19 protein-coding genes are annotated in these 22,105 nt (G+C 35.0%); 12 read left to right on the forward strand and 7 right to left on the reverse strand.

The features are described from left to right. Positions 1 to 94: 94 nt before the first annotated feature. From RLT85_RS00505 to RLT85_RS00515, 3 genes are all read left to right on the forward strand, one after another. Complete coding sequence (locus RLT85_RS00505; protein WP_311400085.1) at positions 95 to 1,564, forward strand: T9SS type A sorting domain-containing protein; 1,470 nt, start codon at positions 95 to 97, stop codon at positions 1,562 to 1,564. Positions 1,565 to 1,643: 79 nt separating this feature from the next. Further along, complete coding sequence (locus RLT85_RS00510) at positions 1,644 to 2,852, forward strand: BaiN/RdsA family NAD(P)/FAD-dependent oxidoreductase (protein WP_311400086.1); 1,209 nt, start codon at positions 1,644 to 1,646, stop codon at positions 2,850 to 2,852. A gap of 4 nt (positions 2,853 to 2,856) precedes the next feature. Further along, positions 2,857 to 3,807, forward strand: coding sequence for a bile acid:sodium symporter family protein (locus RLT85_RS00515; RefSeq protein WP_311400087.1), 951 nt, complete (start codon positions 2,857 to 2,859; stop codon positions 3,805 to 3,807). Between the two features lie 29 nt (positions 3,808 to 3,836). Here RLT85_RS00515 and RLT85_RS00520 read toward each other — a convergent pair whose 3' ends face one another. Continuing rightward, positions 3,837 to 4,310: a TspO/MBR family protein gene (locus RLT85_RS00520; RefSeq protein ID WP_311400088.1), complete on the reverse strand. Its 474-nt coding sequence runs from the start codon at positions 4,308 to 4,310 to the stop codon at positions 3,837 to 3,839. A gap of 96 nt (positions 4,311 to 4,406) precedes the next feature. Here RLT85_RS00520 and mvaD point away from each other — a divergent pair, with 96 nt between their 5' ends. The 9 genes from mvaD to RLT85_RS00565 all read left to right on the forward strand — a co-directional run bounded on the left by mvaD (position 4,407) and on the right by RLT85_RS00565 (position 14,426). Further along, positions 4,407 to 5,483, forward strand: a complete 1,077-nt coding sequence (gene mvaD, locus RLT85_RS00525; RefSeq protein WP_311400089.1) for a diphosphomevalonate decarboxylase — start codon at positions 4,407 to 4,409, stop codon at positions 5,481 to 5,483. Between the two features lie 28 nt (positions 5,484 to 5,511). Next, positions 5,512 to 6,450, forward strand: coding sequence for a mevalonate kinase family protein (locus RLT85_RS00530; protein WP_311400090.1), 939 nt, complete (start codon positions 5,512 to 5,514; stop codon positions 6,448 to 6,450). Between the two features lie 9 nt (positions 6,451 to 6,459). Then, entirely contained in the window at positions 6,460 to 7,368 is a 909-nt protein-coding gene (locus tag RLT85_RS00535) for a geranylgeranylglycerol-phosphate geranylgeranyltransferase (RefSeq protein ID WP_311400091.1), read from the forward strand. Positions 7,369 to 7,436: 68 nt separating this feature from the next. Then, complete coding sequence (locus tag RLT85_RS00540; protein WP_375712318.1) at positions 7,437 to 8,270, forward strand: pseudouridine synthase; 834 nt, start codon at positions 7,437 to 7,439, stop codon at positions 8,268 to 8,270. Between the two features lie 230 nt (positions 8,271 to 8,500). Further along, the gene (locus tag RLT85_RS00545) at positions 8,501 to 9,901 is read left to right on the forward strand and encodes an arginine decarboxylase (protein WP_311400092.1); all 1,401 of its coding nucleotides are present in this window, start codon (positions 8,501 to 8,503) and stop codon (positions 9,899 to 9,901) included. After that, positions 9,891 to 10,766, forward strand: a complete 876-nt coding sequence (gene speB / locus RLT85_RS00550) for an agmatinase (RefSeq protein ID WP_311400093.1) — start codon at positions 9,891 to 9,893, stop codon at positions 10,764 to 10,766. Before RLT85_RS00545 ends, speB begins: the two co-directional genes overlap by 11 nt. A 170-nt stretch (positions 10,767 to 10,936) precedes the next feature. After that, a complete protein-coding gene (locus RLT85_RS00555) occupies positions 10,937 to 11,908 on the forward strand; it encodes a deoxyhypusine synthase family protein (protein ID WP_311400094.1) in 972 nt (323 codons plus the stop codon). Between the two features lie 280 nt (positions 11,909 to 12,188). Next, a complete protein-coding gene (locus RLT85_RS00560; RefSeq protein ID WP_311400095.1) occupies positions 12,189 to 13,721 on the forward strand; it encodes a bifunctional GNAT family N-acetyltransferase/carbon-nitrogen hydrolase family protein in 1,533 nt (510 codons plus the stop codon). Positions 13,722 to 13,787: 66 nt separating this feature from the next. Next, on the forward strand, positions 13,788 to 14,426 hold the full coding sequence (locus RLT85_RS00565; protein WP_311400096.1) for a lipid-A-disaccharide synthase N-terminal domain-containing protein: 639 nt from the start codon (positions 13,788 to 13,790) through the stop codon (positions 14,424 to 14,426). Here RLT85_RS00565 and RLT85_RS00570 read toward each other — a convergent pair. The 6 genes from RLT85_RS00570 to arsS form a co-directional block, all read right to left on the reverse strand. Beyond that, positions 14,374 to 15,765 carry an MptA/MptB family glycosyltransferase gene (locus RLT85_RS00570; RefSeq protein ID WP_311400097.1) on the reverse strand — a complete coding sequence of 464 codons (1,392 nt, stop codon included), beginning with the start codon at positions 15,763 to 15,765 and terminating at the stop codon, positions 14,374 to 14,376. The two genes, RLT85_RS00565 and RLT85_RS00570, sit on opposite strands and share 53 nt — an antisense overlap. 161 nt (positions 15,766 to 15,926) lie before the next feature. Continuing rightward, positions 15,927 to 17,405: a cellulose synthase family protein gene (locus RLT85_RS00575; RefSeq protein ID WP_311400098.1), complete on the reverse strand. Its 1,479-nt coding sequence runs from the start codon at positions 17,403 to 17,405 to the stop codon at positions 15,927 to 15,929. Then, positions 17,402 to 18,097: a glycosyltransferase family 2 protein gene (locus RLT85_RS00580; protein ID WP_311400099.1), complete on the reverse strand. Its 696-nt coding sequence runs from the start codon at positions 18,095 to 18,097 to the stop codon at positions 17,402 to 17,404. The genes RLT85_RS00575 and RLT85_RS00580 overlap by 4 nt, the downstream gene beginning before the upstream one ends. Then, complete coding sequence (locus RLT85_RS00585; protein ID WP_311400100.1) at positions 18,098 to 19,687, reverse strand: 4Fe-4S binding protein; 1,590 nt, start codon at positions 19,685 to 19,687, stop codon at positions 18,098 to 18,100. Positions 19,688 to 19,693: 6 nt separating this feature from the next. Continuing rightward, on the reverse strand, positions 19,694 to 20,992 hold the full coding sequence (locus RLT85_RS00590; protein WP_311400101.1) for an NAD(P)/FAD-dependent oxidoreductase: 1,299 nt from the start codon (positions 20,990 to 20,992) through the stop codon (positions 19,694 to 19,696). A gap of 34 nt (positions 20,993 to 21,026) precedes the next feature. After that, complete coding sequence (gene arsS, locus RLT85_RS00595; RefSeq protein WP_311400102.1) at positions 21,027 to 22,082, reverse strand: arsenosugar biosynthesis radical SAM (seleno)protein ArsS; 1,056 nt, start codon at positions 22,080 to 22,082, stop codon at positions 21,027 to 21,029. Positions 22,083 to 22,105 lie beyond the last annotated feature (23 nt).

Raw genomic sequence — 22,105 nt, forward strand, 5'->3', positions numbered from 1 at the left:
TTAGAAACCACTTCTCTTTTCTACTTCTTGAGTCAATCCTATTCCTTTTTTTGTTATGCAGAGAAAATCGTAATTTTATCATTAAAACTATATTATGAAAAAAATTACAACACTATTTCTCTTTTTAGCTTGTACGTTGATAGTTTCAGCTCAAAGCTATACTACTCCAAATAATGGAGGGAATTATGATTTAAACGATATCTTAAATTTGAGTCCGAGTACATTAAGCTACAACGGAACGGAGTATACCTTAACGGAAGATTTAATTATAGCTCCTACCGATACTTTTACTATTAGCACTCCCGAAACTTTAAATATCGCTGCTGATATTTTAATTACTATTGAAGGTACCTTTACTTGCGATGCAGGAAATGATCAAATTGTAATCAAAGCAGTTGATAATACCAATCCTTACGAAGGTTTTAGATTTGAACAAAATGCTGATGTTCTTATTAATAACACCTCTATAACCTACGGTGGAGGTTTAAAAGTTATCACACCCAACTTTACATTAACCGAAAGTTTTCTTTCTAATAATGTTTCTGGTGTAGCAACAGGAGCTGTTGTTTCTTTATCTAACGGAGCTCCACTTATAGAAAACAACAATTTCACTTTTAATGATTTACCAGCTATTTCATCGGGAGCTAATCAAACAGTTTCAGCTACGATAAAAGGAAATTACTTAGAAGGGAATAATCAATCAAATCAAAATAGACCACAAATAAATATGGGAGCTACTGGATTAGACACCTTAAGAATAACCAACAACACCATATTAGGCGATGCTTCTTTAGATCAAGTTGGAGGAATTGCAGTAGCCAATCTTTTGGGTGGAGAATTAAGAGCTATACTTGATGATAATACCATTACCGATAATCGCTATGGAATAACAATCGCTGGAGGAAATTCTTTCGCTTACATAAGAAACAATATTATTGAAAATAACAATACTCAAAACATTCCTTTTTCTGGAGGTAGTGGTATTTCTTTAAATTCAAATGCAGAGACTCAAACGATTATTGCTAGAAATAATGAAATTAGAAACAACCTTTGGGGAATTACACTTATAGGAGAAGCTTCTATCGATTTAGGAACTGTTAACGATCCTGGAGACAATATTTTTTCTGAAAACGGTAATAATGGAGTTGTTTACGCGCTTTATAATAATACAGATAACACCATACAGGCTGTTTATAATTGCTGGGAAGAAGATATCACAGCTTCAGATATCCATGAAGTTGAGCCATATATTTTTCATCAAACAGATGATGCATCTTTAGGAGAAGTAATTTTTACTCCTTTTAATTGTGCAGATCTTAGTGCTTCTACTAACCAAAATTTACAAATTAATGTTTACCCCAATCCTTCTTTTGGAAACTTTTCTATAGAAAACACACAGAATTTTCAACAATTAAGGATCTATAACCTTAACGGAAAAAAGATAAAAACATTTTCATTGACAAACAACCTTAATGAGATTAACACAGATTTATCTTCTGGGCTTTACCTATTAGAATTTAAGAAAAATAAGAAAAAAGCTTTTACAAAATTGATTATTAAATAAGCATTAAAATTTAAACTGTCAACAAAAAGAAAAGTGAAAACTTTTCTTTTTGTTTTTAATAGCATTCTATCTTTGTCGTATGCAAAATGTATTTGATGTTATTATTGTGGGTGGTGGTGCAGCTGGCTTTTTTACCGCCATTCAAATTGCCGAACACAATCATAAAAAACGTATTCTTATTTTAGAACGAGGAAAAGAAGTACTTACCAAGGTGAAAATCTCTGGTGGTGGTCGTTGCAATGTAACCCACGCCGAATTTATTCCGCAAGAATTGGTTAAAAACTATCCCAGAGGAGAGCGAGAATTGCTTGGTCCTTTTCACCAATTTATGACTGGCGATACGATTGAATGGTTTGAAAAACAAGGCGTGGAGCTTAAAATTGAAGAAGACGGAAGAATGTTTCCTGTAAGTGATTCTTCCCAAACCATCATCGATTGTTTTCTTAAAAAAACGCAAGATTTAGGGATTGAAATCAGAACTTTAGAATCTGTAAAAGATTTTTTTAAGAAAGAAGGTCTTTGGAATCTCACCACCAAATCTACAACTTACCAAACCGAAAAATTGGTGATTGCAACTGGAAGCAACCCAAAAATATGGAATCACTTACAAGAGTTAAAGCATCACATTGCATCTCCGGTTCCTTCATTGTTTACGTTTAATACCAAAGACGAGCGCGTTCAAGGATTGGCAGGAATTAGCACCTATGCTTCCGTAAAGGTAGTGGGGGAAAAATTAGAAAGTGAAGGGCCGTTATTAATAACGCATTGGGGTTTCAGCGGACCGGGGATTTTAAAACTTTCGGCTTGGGGAGCGCAAAAGCTTTTTGAGAAAGACTATCAGTTTCAATTAGAAATTAACTGGCTTGGTTACGCTTCCGCGGAAGCGGCACTAGAAAAACTATTGAAAGTAAAAAAGCAGCATCCCAAGCAGCAAATCGCCACCTACGCACAATTAAATCTACCCAAACGTTTGTGGCAGCAATTGGTAGCCGCAAGTATTCCTAAAAACAGAATGTGGGCAGAAGTGAGCACCAAAGAATTGAAAAATTTATGTGAAGAACTAACGCAAGGAATTTATCACATACAAGGCAAAAGCACTTTTAAAGAAGAATTTGTGACAGCCGGTGGAGTGGAATTAAAGGAAATTAACTTTAAAACTATGGAAAGTAAATTGCAAGAAAACTTGTTTTTTGCCGGAGAAGTGATCAATATAGACGCTATTACAGGCGGATTTAACTTTCAAAATGCGTGGACAAGTGCGTTTATCGCGGCACGTGCTATAAGTTAAGTGTATGAAAAAGCATTTATTTATTCTGGCTCTGTTATTAGCCATTTTAGCTTCCTATGTAGTTCCGCAACTTTCAGAAATTTTACCCTTAAGAATTATTACTGATGTTGGAATTGCCTTTATTTTCTTCTTTTATGGCTTAAAATTATCACCCACCGAACTTAAATTGGGAATGCGTAATTACAAGTTACATCTGCTAATACAAGCAGCGACTTTTATTGTTTTCCCCGTATTGGTACTGCTATTGTATCCTGTATTTTCTTCTGAAGAATCCTACACGTATTGGCTTGCTTTCTTATTTTTAGCCGCCTTGCCTTCTACCGTTTCTTCTTCTGTAGTGATGGTTTCTTTGGCAAAAGGGAATATCCCCGCAGCCATTTTTAATGCGAGTTTATCTGGAATTATAGGCGTAGTTATTACTCCGCTGTGGCTTAGTTTTTTTCTAGATACTTCAGAAAATGACATCTCTTTCTTGGATGTATTTAGCAAATTAGGAATTCAAATCCTTATTCCGTTGGGGATAGGTTTTTTACTTCATAAATATGTTAAGAATATAGTAGCTAAGTACAAGGGCAAATTAAGCGTTTTCGATAAAAGTGTGATTGTTCTCATCGTTTATAATAGTTTTAGTCACTCTTTTAAGGCTAATATTTTTAGTGATTTATCTATTTTAGACCTAATTACTATTTTAGGTGGCGTTGTAGCATTATTTTTTACTATTTATGCGCTTATGGGATTTTTATCTAAGAAACTTCATTTCTCTAAGGAAGATGAGATTACAGCTAGATTTTGCGGTTCAAAAAAATCGTTGGTTCACGGTTCTGTAATGCTTCAGGTTTTGTTTGGGAATGCTCCCAGTGCAGGAATCTTTTTAATTCCCATTATGCTGTATCATATATTTCAACTGATGGTTGTTGCCGTATTTGCGAATAAATTTCAGCAGAGAAAAAGTTAATAGGTTTAGATAAAGAGGTAAAATAATCCTTAATTAAGTCTCCAAATTTCATAATTAAGTATGGCTGCAAATGCTAGCCAAAGAATATAAGGAATTAATAAATAGCCCGCTAAAGGCGAAACTACTTTAAACCATCTCATCGTAAAAAGCACCAAGATAAATAGAGAAATAACAATGATTAAGCTCAATAAAGGGAGCTTTAAACCAAAGAATACAATCGACCAAGCGGTGTTAAGTAACAGTAAAAATCCGAAATGATAAAGAGCAGTTTTAACCCAAACGTGGTGCAATCCTTTATTCCACACTAAGCCCAAAGCAATTCCCATTAAGATATATAAAGCAGTAGCAATTGGACCAAAAAACCAATTTGGTGGTGTAAATGCTGGTTTTTCTAAGGTTAGATACCAACTATCCAACCCAGATTGAGTGATAATAACGTCTACAAATCCCACCAATAAACAAACCAGAATTGAAATGGAAATATATTTCAGTTTGCTATTCATGACTTTTAAGTTTAGATAGCTGTAATTTATAAATTTATTTTTACAATCTCCATAAAAATGCTTTTATGAAGATTATATTTGCTGAAAATTTTGGTTATGCAAGAACAGCAGTTTATTCCATCAAAGAAATTTCAACTTCCAAAAGAAGGTCGTGTAGCCTGGGAATCGCCCAGTAATATCGCTTTGGTAAAATACTGGGGGAAATACGGAGAACAATTGCCTAAAAATGCTTCGATAAGTTTTACGCTTTCGCATTGTAAAACGACTACACAACTAAGCTTTGAGAAGAAAGATACTATAGAAAATTTTTCTTTTGAAATTTACCTTGACGGAAAACGAACTGAAAGTTTTGAACCAAAAATTAAGAAGTTTTTTGAACGCGTAGAGGTTTATCTTCCGTTCTTAAAACAGTATCACTTTAAGATTGAAACCCAGAATTCTTTTCCGCACAGTAGTGGAATTGCATCTTCAGCAAGCGGAATGAGTGCTTTAGCTTTATGTTTATTGCAATTAGAACGACAAGCAGATTCCGCTATGACGGAAGAATTTTTCAACAAAAAAGCATCGTTTTTAGCTAGATTGGGATCGGGAAGCGCGGCGAGAAGTATTCAAGGAAATCTGGTGGTTTGGGGCAAACATAAATCGGTTAAAAACAGCTCAAATCTTTACGGAGTAGCATATGATGGTCTTCACGATATTTTTAAAGAGTATCAAGACACTATTTTACTCGTAGATCGCGGTGAAAAACAAGTGAGTAGTACTGTGGGTCATGACTTGATGCACAATCACCCTTTTGCAGACCAACGCTTTAAGCAGGCTAACGAGAATTTAGAAAAACTACTACCCGTTTTAGCTTCTGGTAACCTAGAGGAATTTATCCACATCGTTGAGCAAGAAGCTTTGTCGTTACACGCAATGATGATGACGAGCCATCCCTATTTTATCTTAATGAAGCCCAACACACTGCAAATTATCAATAAAATTTGGGAATTTAGAAAATCGCATAACAGTAAGGTGTGTTTCACTTTAGATGCTGGCGCGAATGTACATGTGCTCTATCCTAAGAAAGAAAAAGAACAAGTTTTAGATTTCATTAAGAATCAGTTAGTTGTATATTGTCAAAAAGCGATGTATCTTTGTGATGAGGTAGGCTCTGGAGCAAAATCTATATAATTTTGCTTGAAAGCATTAAAGCGACACTATGAAAGGACCATTATTTTATTCAAAAATCTTATTATTTGGGGAATACGGAATCATAAAAGACTCTAAGGGTCTATCTATCCCATACAATTTTTATAATGGTGCATTAAAATCTAGCGATTCTCTTACCGAAGATCAATTAAAATCCAATCAAAATTTAAAGCGTTTTGCAGAGTACTTGAGAAAGTTAACTCAAGACAAACCAGCATTAATTAATTTTGATTTCGAAGAACTTGAAGAAGACATCCAGAACGGAATGTATTTTGACAGTAGCATTCCACAAGGCTATGGTGTAGGAAGTAGCGGTGCTTTAGTCGCTGCGATATACGAAAAATACGCCTTTCAAAAAATTACCGTTCTTGAAAGTTTAACTCGAGAGAAGTTATTAAATCTTAAAACTATTTTTGGAGAAATGGAATCTTTCTTTCATGGAAAGTCCTCTGGTTTAGACCCTTTAAATAGTTACTTAAGTTTACCTATTCTCATCAATTCTAAAGATCATATAGAAGCTGCAGGTATTCCTTCCCAAGCGATTAATGGAAAAGGTGCAGTATTTTTAATTGATAGTGGTATTGTAGGAGAAACTGCTCCAATGGTAAATATCTTTATGGAAAACATGAAGCAAGAAGGCTTTAGACAAATGCTTAAGAATAAGTTTACTAAACATACCGATGCTTGCGTAGACGATTTTTTAAAAGGTGATGTGAAATCTCTTTTCGGAAATATTAAACAGCTTTCTAATGTGGTTCTTGATAATTTCAAACCAATGATTCCTAAGCAATTCCATCAACTTTGGAAGGAAGGAATTGATACCAATGCGTATTATTTAAAATTATGCGGATCTGGCGGTGGCGGCTACATCTTAGGCTTTACCGAAGATATGGATAAAGCTAAAAAGGCATTGAAAGACTACAACTTAGAAGTAGTTTATAATTTTTAAAATTTTTAGATGTCTTCTAAAAAGAACAGACACCTACTGCTAAAATTAGCAAGTTTGTTCTCTGTCGTAAGAGGCTATAATATCTTGGTGATTATAGCGGCGCAATACCTTACTTCTATCTACATTCTTGCGCCAAACAAACCTTTAGCTGAAGTTTTATTTGACACTAATTTGTTTATTATCGTACTAGCATCTGCGCTAGCGATAGCTTCAGGATATATTATCAATAACTTTTACGATACCGAAAAGGACTTAATCAATAGACCACAAAAAACGTTTTTAGATAATTACATTAGTCAAAAGACAAAACTTTCGATGTATTTTACGCTAAATATAGTGTCGGTCATTCTTGCAAGTTACGTCTCTTTTAAAGCAGTATTATTTTTCTCTGTATATATTTTCTTTTTGTGGTTTTATTCGCATAAACTTAAAAAATATCCATTTATAGGTAATTTAACGGCTTCTGTTCTTGCTGTAATGCCATTTTTTGTAGTATTTGTATTTTATCAAAATTTTGATCTTATTATTTTTATTCATGCCACCTATCTATTTCTCATTATCTCCATTCGAGAATTAGTCAAGGATCTAGAAAACTTAAAAGGAGATTTTACACAAGAATACAATACCATTCCCGTAACTTACGGAGTAGCATTTACTAAAAAGATCGCCACTGTTTTAGTAGCACTAACCGCTATCCCTACCCTACTACTTTTGGTGCGAGATTTTAATATAGGGTATATGTATTACTATTTTCTTATTGCTTTCTTTTTATTGATTGCCTTTTTATATTTTTTATGGAAATCGAAGTCCAAACTTCAATATACCGTTCTACATAACTTATTAAAACTCATTATTGTATTGGGAGTTTTTAGTATTCTACTTATTGATATCGACGTAGTTTTAAACCGTATTTTTTAGATATTTATATTACGTAGCGTGATTAAAAACTATTTATTTATATTGTACCTTTGCGAAAATTTAAAGTTATGGGCAACGCAAGAAACCAAGGAAAAGGAAACATGAAGAAGAAGAAGAATAAGCCTTTTAATAAAGACAGAAAACCTGCCTCTAAAAATAAAGTAAAAGTAGATCAGCAAATTAAAGATCCTGAAGCTGGTATGCGTCTTAACAAGTACATTGCCAATTCTGGCGTTTGCTCTCGTAGAGATGCAGATATTTATATTTCTGCTGGAAACGTTCGCGTAAATGGAGAAGTAGTTACCGAAATGGGTTACAAAGTAAAATTAACCGACGAGGTAAAATTTGACGGAAGAAAAATTACTCCAGATCAAAAAGAATATGTTCTACTAAATAAACCTAGCGGATTTTATGTTACTGGAAGTTTAGAAAGAAACAACCGTACCGTAATGGATTTGGTGGCCAACGCTTCAAAATCTAAACTTAGTCCTGTTGGTAAATTAGATACTAGTACGATGGGATTGTTGCTATTTACCAACGACGGTACTCTAGCTAAAAACTTAGCGACTCCAAAGCAAGGCATCCGACAGTTGTATCACGTAGAACTCAACAAGAATTTAGACCAGATAGATTTAGAAAAAATTAGAGAAGGCGTCACGTTAGAAGATGGAAAGGTAAATATTGATGATGTGAGCTATGTAGACAATCAGCCTAAAAGACAAGTGGGTGTTGAACTTAAGAGTACACGACCACATATTGTACAGCGATTATTTAAAAAATTAGGTTACGAAGTTGTGCGATTAGACCGCGTAGTGTACGGTGGTTTAACCAAGAAAGATTTACCTAGAGGAAATTACAGACACCTCTCTAAACAAGAAGTGATCAACTTAGGTATGATCTAATCATAGTTACATATAGTTTAAAAAAGTGCCTTTATCTAGGCACTTTTTTTGTGCGAAAATTTAACATTTAGAGACTTCCACAGTAAGAAAAAATAGATTTTATTTGTTTCAAATTTAAGGATTCGATGAATCTCTATTTTAAATTTTATTCTAATTTACGCATATTGTTATAATTTTATTTCTATCTTTTACATATACTTATTTTACGCAGAATATTTTAAAAAATCCTAATGAATACAAAATATATTGACCTTATAAGTCAAACCTATCATTTCCCTCAAGAGGAATTTAAGTTAGAAAATAATAGTCTTGAATTTCACGACATCAATTTAATGGAGTTAATACAAGAATACGGCGCTCCCTTAAAGTTCACTTACTTGCCAAAAATTTCAGAAAACATTCAACGCGCAAAAGGATGGTTTAAAAATGCAATCGAAAAAAATAATTACAAAGGTAATTACAACTATTGCTATTGCACCAAGAGCTCCCATTTTCAGCACGTTATAGACGAAGCCTTAAAAAATGATATTCATATCGAAACCTCTTCTGCTTTCGATATTGATATTGTGGAGAAAATGATGAAAAAAGGAAAGATTAATAAAGACACTTTTGTCATCTGCAATGGTTTTAAACGCGCACAATACGTATCTAATATTGCTAGACTTATTAATAATGGGCATTCTAATTGCATTCCAATTATTGATAATTATGAAGAAATAGATTTACTTTCAGAAGAAATAAAAGACGATTTTAAAATAGGAATTCGTATTGCTTCGGAAGAAGAACCAAAATTTGAATTTTACACCTCTAGGTTAGGCATTGGATATCGAAATATTATTCCGTTTTACGAAGATCAAATCAAAAATAATGAAAAAGTAGAACTTAAAATGCTTCATTTTTTCATCAATACGGGAATACGAGATACTGCCTATTATTGGAACGAACTTCTAAAGTGTTTGAAGGTGTATGTGCGTTTAAGAAAAATTTGTCCTACGCTAGACAGTCTAAATATTGGTGGCGGTTTCCCGATCAAAAACTCTCTTCATTTTGAATATGATTATGAATATATGATTGACGAAATTATTAATCAAATCAATCATTTTTGTGAAGAAGCGGAAGTGCCTGTACCAAATATTTTTACCGAATTTGGTAGCTTTACTGTGGGAGAAAGCGGAGGAGCTATATATGAAGTCTTATACCAAAAACAACAAAACGATCGTGAAAAATGGAATATGATCAACTCTTCCTTTATCACTACCCTACCCGATACTTGGGCAATTAATAAGCGCTTTATTATGCTTGCTATTAACCGTTGGGAAGAAGAATATGAGCGCGTTTTACTAGGTGGCTTAACTTGCGATAGTGATGATTATTACAATAGTGAACAACATATGAACGCTATATATTTACCAAAATATAAAAAAGAAAAACCGCTTTATATTGGTTTTTTCAATACAGGTGCTTACCAAGAAAGTATTGGAGGCTTTGGCGGATTACAGCATTGCCTTATCCCTAGCCCCAAACATATTTTGATCGATAAGGATGAAGAAGGCAAGATCACAACAAAACTATTTAGCAACCAACAGAAAAGTGAAGACTTACTTAAAATTTTAGGCTACGATGACAACTAAAAACAATTATGCGGGCATTCTAGACAAATATGCTCGATTAGAAGAAGCAAAAGTGGTATTAATTCCTGTTCCCTACGACGGTACAAGCACTTGGCAAAAAGGAGCCGATAAAGGTCCACAAGCTTTTCTTGAGGCTTCAGAGAATATGGAGTTATTCGATATAGAAACCCGTACTGAAGTGTACAAAAAAGGCGTGTATTTAGCCGCTCCTGTGACCGAAAATTCTTCGCCAGAAAAGATGGTAGAAGCGGTTCATAAAACCACTAAAAACTACATTAAACAAGATAAATTTGTAACCCTTTTTGGAGGCGAACATTCTATCTCTATTGGTAGTATTCGGGCTTTTAATGAGGCTTTCCCAGATTTAACCGTGGTACAAATTGATGCCCATGCAGATCTTCGAAAAGAATATGAGGGTTCTTCTTGCAACCACGCCTGTGCGGTTCATGAAGCTAGTAAAACCACCAATTTAGTTCAGGTGGGGATTCGTTCTATGGATGAAGAAGAATTGGAATATATGGATGAAAATCAAGTGTATTTTGCACACGATTTGTATGAAGACTGGATGGATGACGCCATTGGGCAAATGACTCCGAATGTCTTTTTAACCATAGATTTAGACGCGTTTGATCCTTCGATTCTACCCTCTACAGGAACACCAGAACCTGGCGGACTTTTTTGGTACGAGACCTTAGACTTTTTAAAACTCATCTTTAAAAAGAAGAATGTAGTAGGTTTTGATATTGTAGAACTTTGCCCAAATAAAGAAGAAAAGTCATCGGACTTTCTTGCTGCAAAACTGTATTATAAAATGTTGAGCTATAAGTTTAAGTACGGAAAGCCCATAGTAATAGAAGAGGAATAATATTGAATTATTCGAGGTAATCCCGTGATTAGACTTCGGGCAGATTTTGTATAAATATACCTTACAAAATAATTTAAAATTTATAAATAATAATTTCAGCGTCAGTTATTTAAAACCTCATTAAAGAAGATTTTGAAACGATTACGCTTGAAAAAATCATAATATAACAAATGAATAAAGGAGCAATTTCCCAATTTATAGAAAAATATTATTTACACTTTAATGCTGCAAGCCTTGTAGATGCTGCAAAAGCTTACGAAGATCAACTTAACGGAGGCGCAAAAATGTTAGTTTCTCTTGCGGGAGCGATGAGTACTGCAGAAATAGGTAAAATCTTTGCCGAAATGATTCGGAAAGATAAATTGCAAATTATTTCATGTACGGGCGCCAACTTAGAAGAAGATATTATGAATTTAGTGGCTCACTCCCACTACAAAAGAATTCCTAATTACCGCGACTTAACGCCTAAAGATGAATGGGATTTATTAGAAAAAGGCTTGAATAGAGTTACAGATACGTGTATTCCCGAGGAGGAAGCTTTTAGAAGAATTCAAAAGCATATTGTGAAAATTTGGAAAGATGCAGAAGCGAAAGGAGAACGTTACTTTCCGCACGAATTTATGTATAAATTATTGTTAAGTGGCGTTTTAGAAGAGCATTATGAAATAGATCTTAAAGATTCTTGGATGTACGCTGCCGCGGAAAAAAACTTACCTATTATTGTTCCTGGATGGGAAGACAGTACGATGGGAAATATTTTTGCCAGCTATGTGATGAAAGGAGAATTAAAAGCGAGTACCATGAAATCTGGGATTGAATATATGACTTTCCTAGCCGATTGGTATACCGAAAATTCTAAAAACGGAATTGGATTTTTCCAAATTGGTGGCGGAATCGCTGGAGATTTCCCTATTTGTGTGGTGCCTATGCTGTACCAAGATATGGAAAGACCTGATACTCCTTTTTGGAGCTATTTCTGTCAGATTTCAGATTCTACCACAAGTTATGGATCGTATTCTGGAGCTGTTCCCAACGAAAAAATTACTTGGGGAAAATTAGATTTGGACACGCCTAAGTTTATTATAGAAAGTGACGCTACGATTGTAGCTCCGCTTGTTTTTGCTTATTTGCTAGATATGTAGAAATTGAGACTTAAGACTTAAGACAAAAATTAAAAAATATCTTACTGAAAACTGCTAATTCATAAAGTATATCACTTTTTAATTCTTTAGAGCGCTTATTTTTAATGAATTTGCTATAAGTCGCAGAGTAAACTTTTGCGAAAGCGATAGCAGCGGCATCTTTTTGTGAAGTGAAACGCCACAAAAAATATAGCGGATAGCGCGGTTGCGCTTTTTCTGCGCAATTTGCCCTCATAAAACATGGTATTTAAGAGATGCTATAGATTAATATTATATGTGAATGTTAGACAAAATAGAGAATATTGAATTAAAATACCTTACGATTGAGGATTTTGAGGAGTTAAAAGATGCTACGGTTTCTTCTTACGATTCTATGCCCAACTCGTATTGGAAATTAGATGAAATTGGGAAATTAATTTCTCTTTTTCCTGAAGGACAAATCGTTATTAAAATTAATGGCGATATTGCGGGTTGTGCGCTTTCTATTATTGTGAAGATGAACGATGTAGAAGACCATCACACCTACCAAGATATCGTGGGAGATGATAACTTTAAAGTTCACGATAAAAATGGCGATACGCTTTACGGAATTGATGTGTTTATAAAGCCCGCTTATCGCGGACTGCGTCTAGGTAGACGTTTATACGATTACCGAAAAGAGGTATGTGAAAACTTGAATTTGAAAGGAATTGTTTTTGGCGGAAGAATTCCCAACTATCATAAATTTGCGAAAGAATTTACTCCAAAACAGTATATTGATAAGGTGAAAGCCAAAGAAATTCACGATCCCGTACTTAACTTTCAATTATCTAATGATTTTCATCCTGTTCGGATTTTAAAAGGTTATCTGGAAGGCGACAAGGCTTCTGGAGAATATGCAGTGTTGATGGAATGGGATAATATTTATTACACCAAACCTACCAAAAAACCTTCAGCCAACAAAAGTGTGGTGCGATTGGGATTGATTCAATGGCAAATGCGTTCCTACAACGGAATGGATGATTTGATGCAGCAAGCGGAATATTTTATTGATAGTCTTGCAGGCTATAGATCTGATTTTGCTATGTTTCCTGAATTTTTTAATGCGCCGCTTATGGCGAAATTTAATCACCTTTCTGAATCTGATGCGATTAGAGAGTTGGCAGGATATACCGAAAGGGTGAAAGAAAAACTATCTGAACTTTCTATCTCTTACAACATCAATATTATTTCTGGAAGTATGCCAGAGATTATAGATGGCAGTCTTTACAACGTGGGATACCTCTGCAAAAGAGATGGAAGTATTGAGCGTTACGAAAAAATACACGTAACGCCAGATGAAGCTAAAATTTGGGGAATGCAACGTGGGAGTGAACTAAAAACCTTCGACACCGATTGTGGTAAAATAGGAATTCTTATTTGCTATGATGTGGAATTTCCTGAACTTTCCAGACTACTTTCAGATGAAGGAATGGATATTTTATTTGTTCCGTTTTTAACAGATACGCAAAACGGATATTCTCGAGTTCGGCTTTGTGCCCAAGCGAGAGCTATAGAAAACGAATGTTACGTCGCCATTGCTGGAAGCGTAGGAAACTTACCAAATGTGCACAATATGGATATTCAATATGCGCAATCTGCAGTTTTTACGCCTTGTGATTTTTCTTTTCCGTCTAACGGAGTAAAAGCAGAAACTACGCCCAATACCGAAATGATTTTGGTTGCCGATGTAGATATCGACTTGTTGCGAGAATTACATACGTTTGGAAGCGTTCACAACCTCAAGGATAGAAGACCCGATGTATACCAACTTCAGCGAACGAAAAAATCTTAAGCTTTTTTTAAATCATAAACTTCCCTTATAAAATTTTGCGTTCTTTGCAATCCTATTACTTTACCTATGCAAGATTGGATAATTTATAGTATTGGTTTTGTGGCACAAATTCTTTTTGCGTCTCGCATTATCATACAATGGTTTAAATCTGAAAAAGCGAACAAACTCAAGACGCCAGTTATTTTCTGGAAGCTCAGTTTACTGGCGGCTATTCTGTTCTTTTTTTACGGTTATTTGCGTCGAGATTTTTCTATTATGCTGGGACAAGCAATTATTTATTTTGTTTTCATAAGAAATCTAGCGCTACAAAAACAATGGAAACCATCTTCTTTTATTTTTAAATTTATCGTCATTGGTTTTCCCATTTTTGCGATTTGGTATGGTATTTTTGGAGCAGACATCAACTATAACCTGCTATTTTCACAGCAGGAAGATCAAGGGATTGGTACTTGGTTACTCATTACAGGGATTGTGGGGCAATTGGTCTATGTCTTTAGGTTTATCTACCAATGGATTTATTCTGAACAGAAACAGAAATCAAGTTTACCCTTAGGATTTTGGATTCTAAGCTTGGTAGGTTCTGCCATTGTTTTGGTGTATGCTATCTATAGAGAAGATCCAGTGCTTTTGGCTTCTCACTTTGGCGGTTCTATTATTTATATACGTAATGTTTATATTGGGTTACGATCTTCTGCTTCGTCCTAGGAAAAAATTCCGCGAAAGCGAATAAAAACACGATAAGATATTCTAGCGTTATCAACCAATAATTTTCTTGAAATCCGTCTTTTGCATATGCAGAATAGCTAAAGAACACCACAAAACTCCATATGTAAGCGAATCTATATTCGGTGAAAATACTTAACAGCAAGGGTGTCGCTACATACCAAGGATGAACGGTGGTAGCCAAAGAAAAATAGCAGAAAATACTTAACAACATCGCAGTAAATAAAGTCTTTACGGAATTATTTTTTCTTAGTATACTTAATAGGAGTATGCTTATAAATACTAAAATTGGTAATATTTTTCCTAGCACAGCAATTGTGTTCCAACCTACCAACTGAAAACCTAACCAGCGCAAGAGATAGTAAATACTTGCATTAAATTCAAATTTCTGAAACCAAAGTGCTACCGTAGCACTATAATTTTGAAGAAATTCACCCGATAAAAACGGAAGAAAAGTAACTGCGATGCACAGAAAAACAACTATATAATAGGAGATTAATCTCATCCCTTGTTTAAGCAGATTCCTATTATTCTTCGTGTTCACAAAAAAATTAAAAAGTATGGGAAGAAATAAAAGTGGTAAAAGTTTAATAGAAACCGAGATGCCCATCAAAATAGCAGAAATCCACCACTTATTTTTCATCAAGGCATAAATAGAAGCTAATAAAAAGAACAACATCGCCCCTTCAAAATGGAGATTTCCAGTAAGTTCTATCAAAATAAACGGATTTAAAAAATACCAGAATATGTGTTTGGGATCTTTACCTATTCCTATAAGAAGTTTACGTCCTATAAAGAAAATTCCTACATCGGCGGCTAATATTATGATTCTAAATACAATCACTGAACCCAGAATAGATATTCCCGAAAATAATCCTGCTGCTGCAAAAAACAACTGATTTATGGGCGGATAATTACTAAAGTTCCCTGCGCTTAGCGTTCCCATTCCTTCCACTAAGTCTTCCGCCTGAGAGAGATAAGTAGAACCGTTCAAAAGATATTCGTTGGGAGTAAAAAGATAGGGGTTTACAAAGTTAGCAATCAATCTTCCATCCCAAATAAACCGATAAAAATCTTGAGAAAGGTTGGGCAGAGCGAATAGAAAAATCAGTCTAAAGAGAATTCCTGCAAACAATAAAAATTTAAAATTCCCGTGATTAAATTGAATGAGCTTATAGCTTAGAAAAAATAGAGCAGCGTAGAGAGAAAAAAGTCTTATAAAGTCATAGCGTTCTAAATCATAAGCAAACGCGGCATACATGGCAATTATCGCTATTGAGAAGAATAAAGGAATTTTATATTGGCTGTATAATTCTTTCACACGTGTTTTTTTATTTCTGTCTAATCTATAAATTCAGAAAACTTCCATAATCTTCAGATCTCACAGTCCCGAAGTTTCGGGATGGAAACCTTTGAGGTCGCTCGCATTAAGAGCTTTCTATTTGATAGTCGGAATATATTATTACATTTTGAGAATTCATACTAATTCCTAAATGCCCAAGATTTTACCAACACAAAACCAAAGCCCATAAAAAGCATGAGATGAAAAAGCAGCAAACCAAAATCTTGGATTTTAAAGGCGCTATAAATAGCAAAACCAAAGTAAAGCAGGCATAGCACTTCTAAGATTTGCGCAAAAGAAAACTCTCTTTTCAAATATTTATTAGCTCTCCAAACTTCGTCTTTATTAGAAATATTAAATTTTGGAGTTCGTATAAAGTCCGATTTCTTTCCAAAATGTCCTTCCATCACTGCTATGGAATTGTGTACCGATAATCCTAAAGCTACCGAGAAAAATGCCAGAAATAAACCTATAAATCTAAAGAAGTTTTTAAAACCGCCTCCATGAATTTTGCTATAGGTAAGCCAATAACAAATCAAAAAGATAAAAGTGCTTAGACCAAAAAATGCAATTCCGTAGAAAATAAAATTCCAGTCGGGATGACTGGCTTTAATATATAAAATAGGAACACTTAAAATGGCGATGACCAACACTAACAAGAACATACTGCTGTTAAGCAAGTGAAAAAAACTATGGTATTTGGTTTTCCACGAAACGCTAGAATCTTTCGCCAGTATAAAAAACAGCTTCTGAAAATTCTCTGCCGCGCCTTTATTCCATCGAAATTGTTGAGATTTTGCCGCACTAATCGCCACTGGTAATTCTGCCGGGGTTTCAACTTCTTCCAAATATTTAAATTTCCAGTTCTTTAGTTGTGCCCTATAGCTCAAATCTAAATCTTCGGTTAAAGTGTCGCCTTCCCAATTGCCCGCATCTAGAATACATTCTTTTCGCCAAACCCCCGCAGTACCGTTAAAATTAATGAAGTGGTTGCCAAAATTTCTGCCTACTTGTTCTAAAATAAAATGAAAATCTAGCGCAAAGGCTTGAATTTTGGTAAGAATAGAATAATTTCTATTGATATGACCCCAACGGGTTTGTACCACACCAATTTGAGGATCTTTAAAAAACGGAATGGTTTTATGTAACCAATCTTCATTCGGCATAAAATCGGCGTCAAATATGGCTATAAATTCTCCTTTTGCCGTTTTTAAACCTTCTTTTAAAGCTCCCGCCTTAAACCCTGAACGCTTGGTGCGCGTAATGTGTTTAATATCTAAACCCTGCTTTTTCAAGCCCTGTATTAATTCTTCCGTTTGCTGTAAAGACTCATCGGTAGAGTCATCTAGGACTTGTATTTCTAATTTTTCTCTGGGATAGTTAATTTTAGCAATATTTTTTAATAAACGTTGCAGCACATACATTTCGTTATAAAGAGGCAATTGAATGGTAACTAGAGGGATTTCCTCAGGATTAGAAAAATTAAACTGTAAAGCTTCCGCAGAAAATTTTTTAGATTTTAAATAGTTAAAATAGAGCCCTAGTTGCGCAATGGCGTATAGGAAGACTAGCAGCAAACACCCACTATATATGCTGATAAGAAGTATTTCTATAATCATCTTTTAAAACCATATTTAAAAATCCAGGTCAAGATTTTTATTCCAGCAACAACTGCTCCTTTTAAAGTTCCTGAAACTTTGGAAACTCCTATTCTATTTCTATATTTTACAGGAATTTCTTCATAGGTGTACTTCTTTTTCAACGCTTTTAATTGCATTTCTACCGTCCACCCATAGGTTTTATCTTCCATACCTAAAGCCAATAATTTTTGATATTTGATCGCTCTAAATGGCCCTAAATCTGTAAATCTAGAATTAAACATAACTTTCATTAAAAAAGTGGCTAAACCATTTCCAAAAATCTGCGGGAAGGTCATCGAACCTGGTTCTCGTAGTCGCTTTACCCTCGCCCCGATTACAAAGTCTATGTTCCTTTTAATAATGGGTTCTACCAACTGAGTTAGTTGCTCGGGATAGTCGCTGTAATCTCCGTCTAAAAAAACAATAATTTCTGGTGGCGTTTCTTGCTGGGCGATATAATCCATTCCCTTAAGGCAAGCGTAACCGTAGCCTTTTCTAGCTTCCTTTAAAACGCTAGCACCCGCTTTTGCCGTATTTCTTTCGGTGTTATCGCTAGAGTTATTGCTAACCACAATTACCTCTTCTACACAATCAGGAATATCTTTAATTACTAAACCTATAGATTCTTCCTCGTTAAAAGCAGGAATAATCACTTTAATTCTTGGGGTCATTTACTTTTGATTCACGTAGTTCATCAAATCTACATCGTTGCCCAAAAGTACGTCTTTAGGATTTATTCTTTCGTCAAGGGAATCGTTTTCTAATTTTAAAACTCCGCGCGGACAAACCTCAGCACAAATTCCACAACCTACACAAGATGAACGCACAATATTAGCTCCTTTTTGAGCGTAAGCACGCACATCAATTCCCATTTCGCAATAGGTAGAACAGTTTCCACAAGAGATACACTGTCCGCCATTTACCGTAATTCTAAATTTTGAAAATAAACGTTGCTGAAATCCTAAAATCGCTGCCATAGGGCATCCAAAACGACACCAAACTCGGTTCCCGAAAATGGGATAAAAACCAGTTCCTATCACGCCACTAAAAATACTTCCGATAAGAAAACCATAAGAAGACCTAAGTGTTTCTGCCTGAAATAAAAATAAATTATTGCCACTAAAAAAATGAATCCCTATCAAACTAGTAATAATCACCATATAACCTATGGCTGCATATTGTGCATCTTTCTCTAACTCTTTACGCTTAAAAATCATCGTCCAAGCAAATACCAGACTTAACAAACCACCTACTAACAATAAGAAAGTGTCTTTGGTAAGCCAATATTTTTGAGAATCATAACCTAAATAAGTGTAAACTACAGCCGTAGTCATCAATACCACAAACACCACCACACTATGCACCACCCAGCGTTCTACCTTCCAAGCAAAGGTACTTTTATCACTTAAATGTCTAAATGAATCTCCAGCAGTTTCGGCTAGGCCGCCACAACCGCAAACCCAAGAGCAATACCAGCGTTTTCCATATTTATAGGTTAAAATAGGCGTTATAATAAGTATGGAAGCGATTCCAAAAATGAGCAAAGCAACTCCTACCGTTCCTGCACTTATAAAATCATCTACGCGGTACTGTTCGAAATTATAATAGTTAAGCGGCCAAATATTTTTTAGGTCATAATAAGGAAGCGAAAAACCTTTTCCGTTAAGGCGTGCCATAAATTCTGGAATCAAAAAAGCAAATGCGGTTTGAAAAAACATTACCGAGATGGTTCTTAATTTCTCATAGCGGCTGTGTCTATATTTCCATAGAAATTTAATTCCGAAGGAAAGAATAGCTAGCGTGTACAAAACGCCGTAAACAAACCATTGGCTGGCAGGATTACCGCTTAAAGCTTTACTAAAAGGATCAAAAAGAGCGATTAGACCTACATTGGCGGCATCTTCTCGCAAGCCGATTAAAGCTGGAAAGAAATACAAAATCACGTAGAATCCTGTAAGCACTACACCAAAAACCCAAGCCCAAAGACCTCTACTTGAAATGGATTTAAACCAAACGCCATCATTTTTAATTCCAGCCGATTTATTTTTATACGCTGCTGCGGAAAATAAAATGACTCCGCCTCCTATTCCGCTTAAAGCGAGACTCAGCCACAAGCTTTTTTGAGGCAATTGCACCTGAAATGCTGCAAGAACCAAGATGAGCAATCCTAACATTCCCAAACTCACTGCTATTTTTTGCAAAGAAGAAAGTGCTTTGGGTGGCTGCCCGCCTAACGCCATTGATTTTTGAGATTGATACATAAAACTTTAAGTTACTTTAGAATTAGAATAGGTTTCATTAAAAGAAGTTTGAATCTGATTTTCGTATTTTCTAGAAAATTCTTTATCAAAATTAGCAGTTTTTAAACGAGAGATTACTTCGCTTACTTTGATTTGTCGAGATAAAAATTGATCTATTACTTCGTGACGCATTCTTATTTCGAAGGTATTGATGCCCAGAAAAGTTTCATCTGCTTTAGCGAATTGAATATGAATGGCTTTTTCATGCTTAGGATCTTCCCAGTAGAAATCACCAATATCGTCTTCCGCGTAAGCGAGAACACTACCATAAGTTTGGTATTCTATATCAAAAAACTTAGCCGAATTGAACCAATTTCCTGGTTGGTAAGCCGTTGGATTATCACAAATGCTTTGCGCCAAGGTCTCCCCCATCATTCTACCCACATACCAAACCGCTTCTATACTTCTACGCTGTGAGCTTGGTTCTCTTAATTCGGCGCAATCGCCAATTGCGTAAACGTCTTTAATGTTGGTTTCTAAATATTTATTCACCAAAATCCCTCGATTGGTCTCTATTCCAGAATTTTTTAGAAATTTGATTTTGGGTTGAACACCCGTACAAATGCCTACAAAATCACATTTAATTTGTTTTCCTTCTTTCGTAAGAATTGAAGTAACTTGATTGTTTTTATCTTCTATAATTTTATCTAGTTCAGTTTCTTTTAGAATTTCGATTCCGTGTTTTTCAATGTGCCGCGAGATAAATTGAGCGTCTTGTTTTGGTAAGACATTACCCCAAAATCCAGATTCTCGAATTAACATCGTCACATCAATATTTCGGGTGTGGAGCATTTCAGCCAATTCTACTCCAATCAATCCGCCGCCAATGATGACCGCTTTATGAATATGTTTTGTGTTTTTTTCTAACAGCTCAAGGTCTTGTTTGTTGACCAATCCTTGAACTCCATTTAAATTTTCACCTTCCCATCCTCTAAAAGCCGTTTGAGAACCTGTGGCTAAAATAAGTTGGTCATAAGAAATCTCTTCTCCTGTTTGCGTAGTAAGTTTTTTATTCGAAACATCTACATTTTCGACAAAAGCTTGTAACAATTGGATATTGTTTTTTTTCCAAAAATGATTCTCGTAGGGCTGCGTATGCTCAAACTTCATATGTCCCATATAAATATACATAAGAGCCGTTCTGGAAAAGAAATATTCGCTTTCTGCGGAAATGATTAAAATTTCTTTGTTAGAAAATTTACGAATGTGCCGTGCTGCGGTTACTCCAGCAATTCCATTTCCTATAATGACTACCTTTTGAAACATGCAATGAATTTAAACTGGCGGTAAGATACAAATTTTAGGTGACAGCACCTTGACAACTACTTCCTGCACCAGCAGTACAACCATAGCAATGTTGAGAAGTAATAATATTTCTATCATTTAAAACCTCTTCGTTATAATCTGAAATATGTTTCACTTTACTTGCTACTTTTAAGCCTAACATCTGATTGAAATCGCAGTCATACAGCCATCCATCCCAACTGATAGAAATGGTACTTCTACACATCACATTCTCTACCGCTGCTGGATTGTACGCATCTACCAAATTGTACATATACTCCTCATAATTATCTGAAGCAATAAGGTAATCTAAAAACCGCGAAATAGGAAGGTTGGTGATTACAAACAAACTATGAAAATGAATATTGAAATCTTCTAGCAGGGCTTTTTTAAAATCGCGTTCCATACTGGCTTGATCGCTGGGAAGAAAAGCTCCGCTTGGATTGTATACCAAATCTAAGCGCAAATCGCTATCTGGCATTCCAAAGCCACGCTCATTTAATTCTTGAAGGGCTTTTATGCTTTTATCAAAAACACCGACTCCTCGCTGTTTATCGGTTTTTCCTCGGGTCCAATGCGGCATAGAAGAAACTACGTGTACATTGTATTTTTTGAAGAAATCTGGCAAATCGTGGTATTTTTTATTCGCTCTAATAATGGTAAGGTTAGAACGCACGATAAAATCTTTAATCCCAACTTTTGAAGCTTCTTCTACAAACCATCTAAATAGAGGATTCATCTCTGGCGCTCCTCCAGTTAAATCTAAGGTATGCGCTCCTGTAGTTTGAATAACTTCCAAACATTGCTGCATGGTCTTTTTGGTCATAATCTCTTTACGATCTGGCCCAGCATCTACGTGGCAATGCTCACAAACCTGATTGCACATATAACCCAAGTTAATTTGAAGTATTTCTAATTGCTTGGGCCGTAAGGGAAATTGATATGTTTTGGAAACTTTATCCTTAAATGTTGATAATTCTCCGTTTTCAAAAATACCGCTAGACAAGATTTCCAATTGTCTATTTGCATCTGCTAGTTTGTTTTTTTGTTTTTTAAGAGACTTCATAGTCATAAAAGAAAAATTTTAAATTAAAG

Origin of the sequence: Mesonia ostreae (genome assembly GCF_031845265.1) — a bacterium.
Taxonomy (GTDB): domain Bacteria; phylum Bacteroidota; class Bacteroidia; order Flavobacteriales; family Flavobacteriaceae; genus Mesonia; species Mesonia ostreae.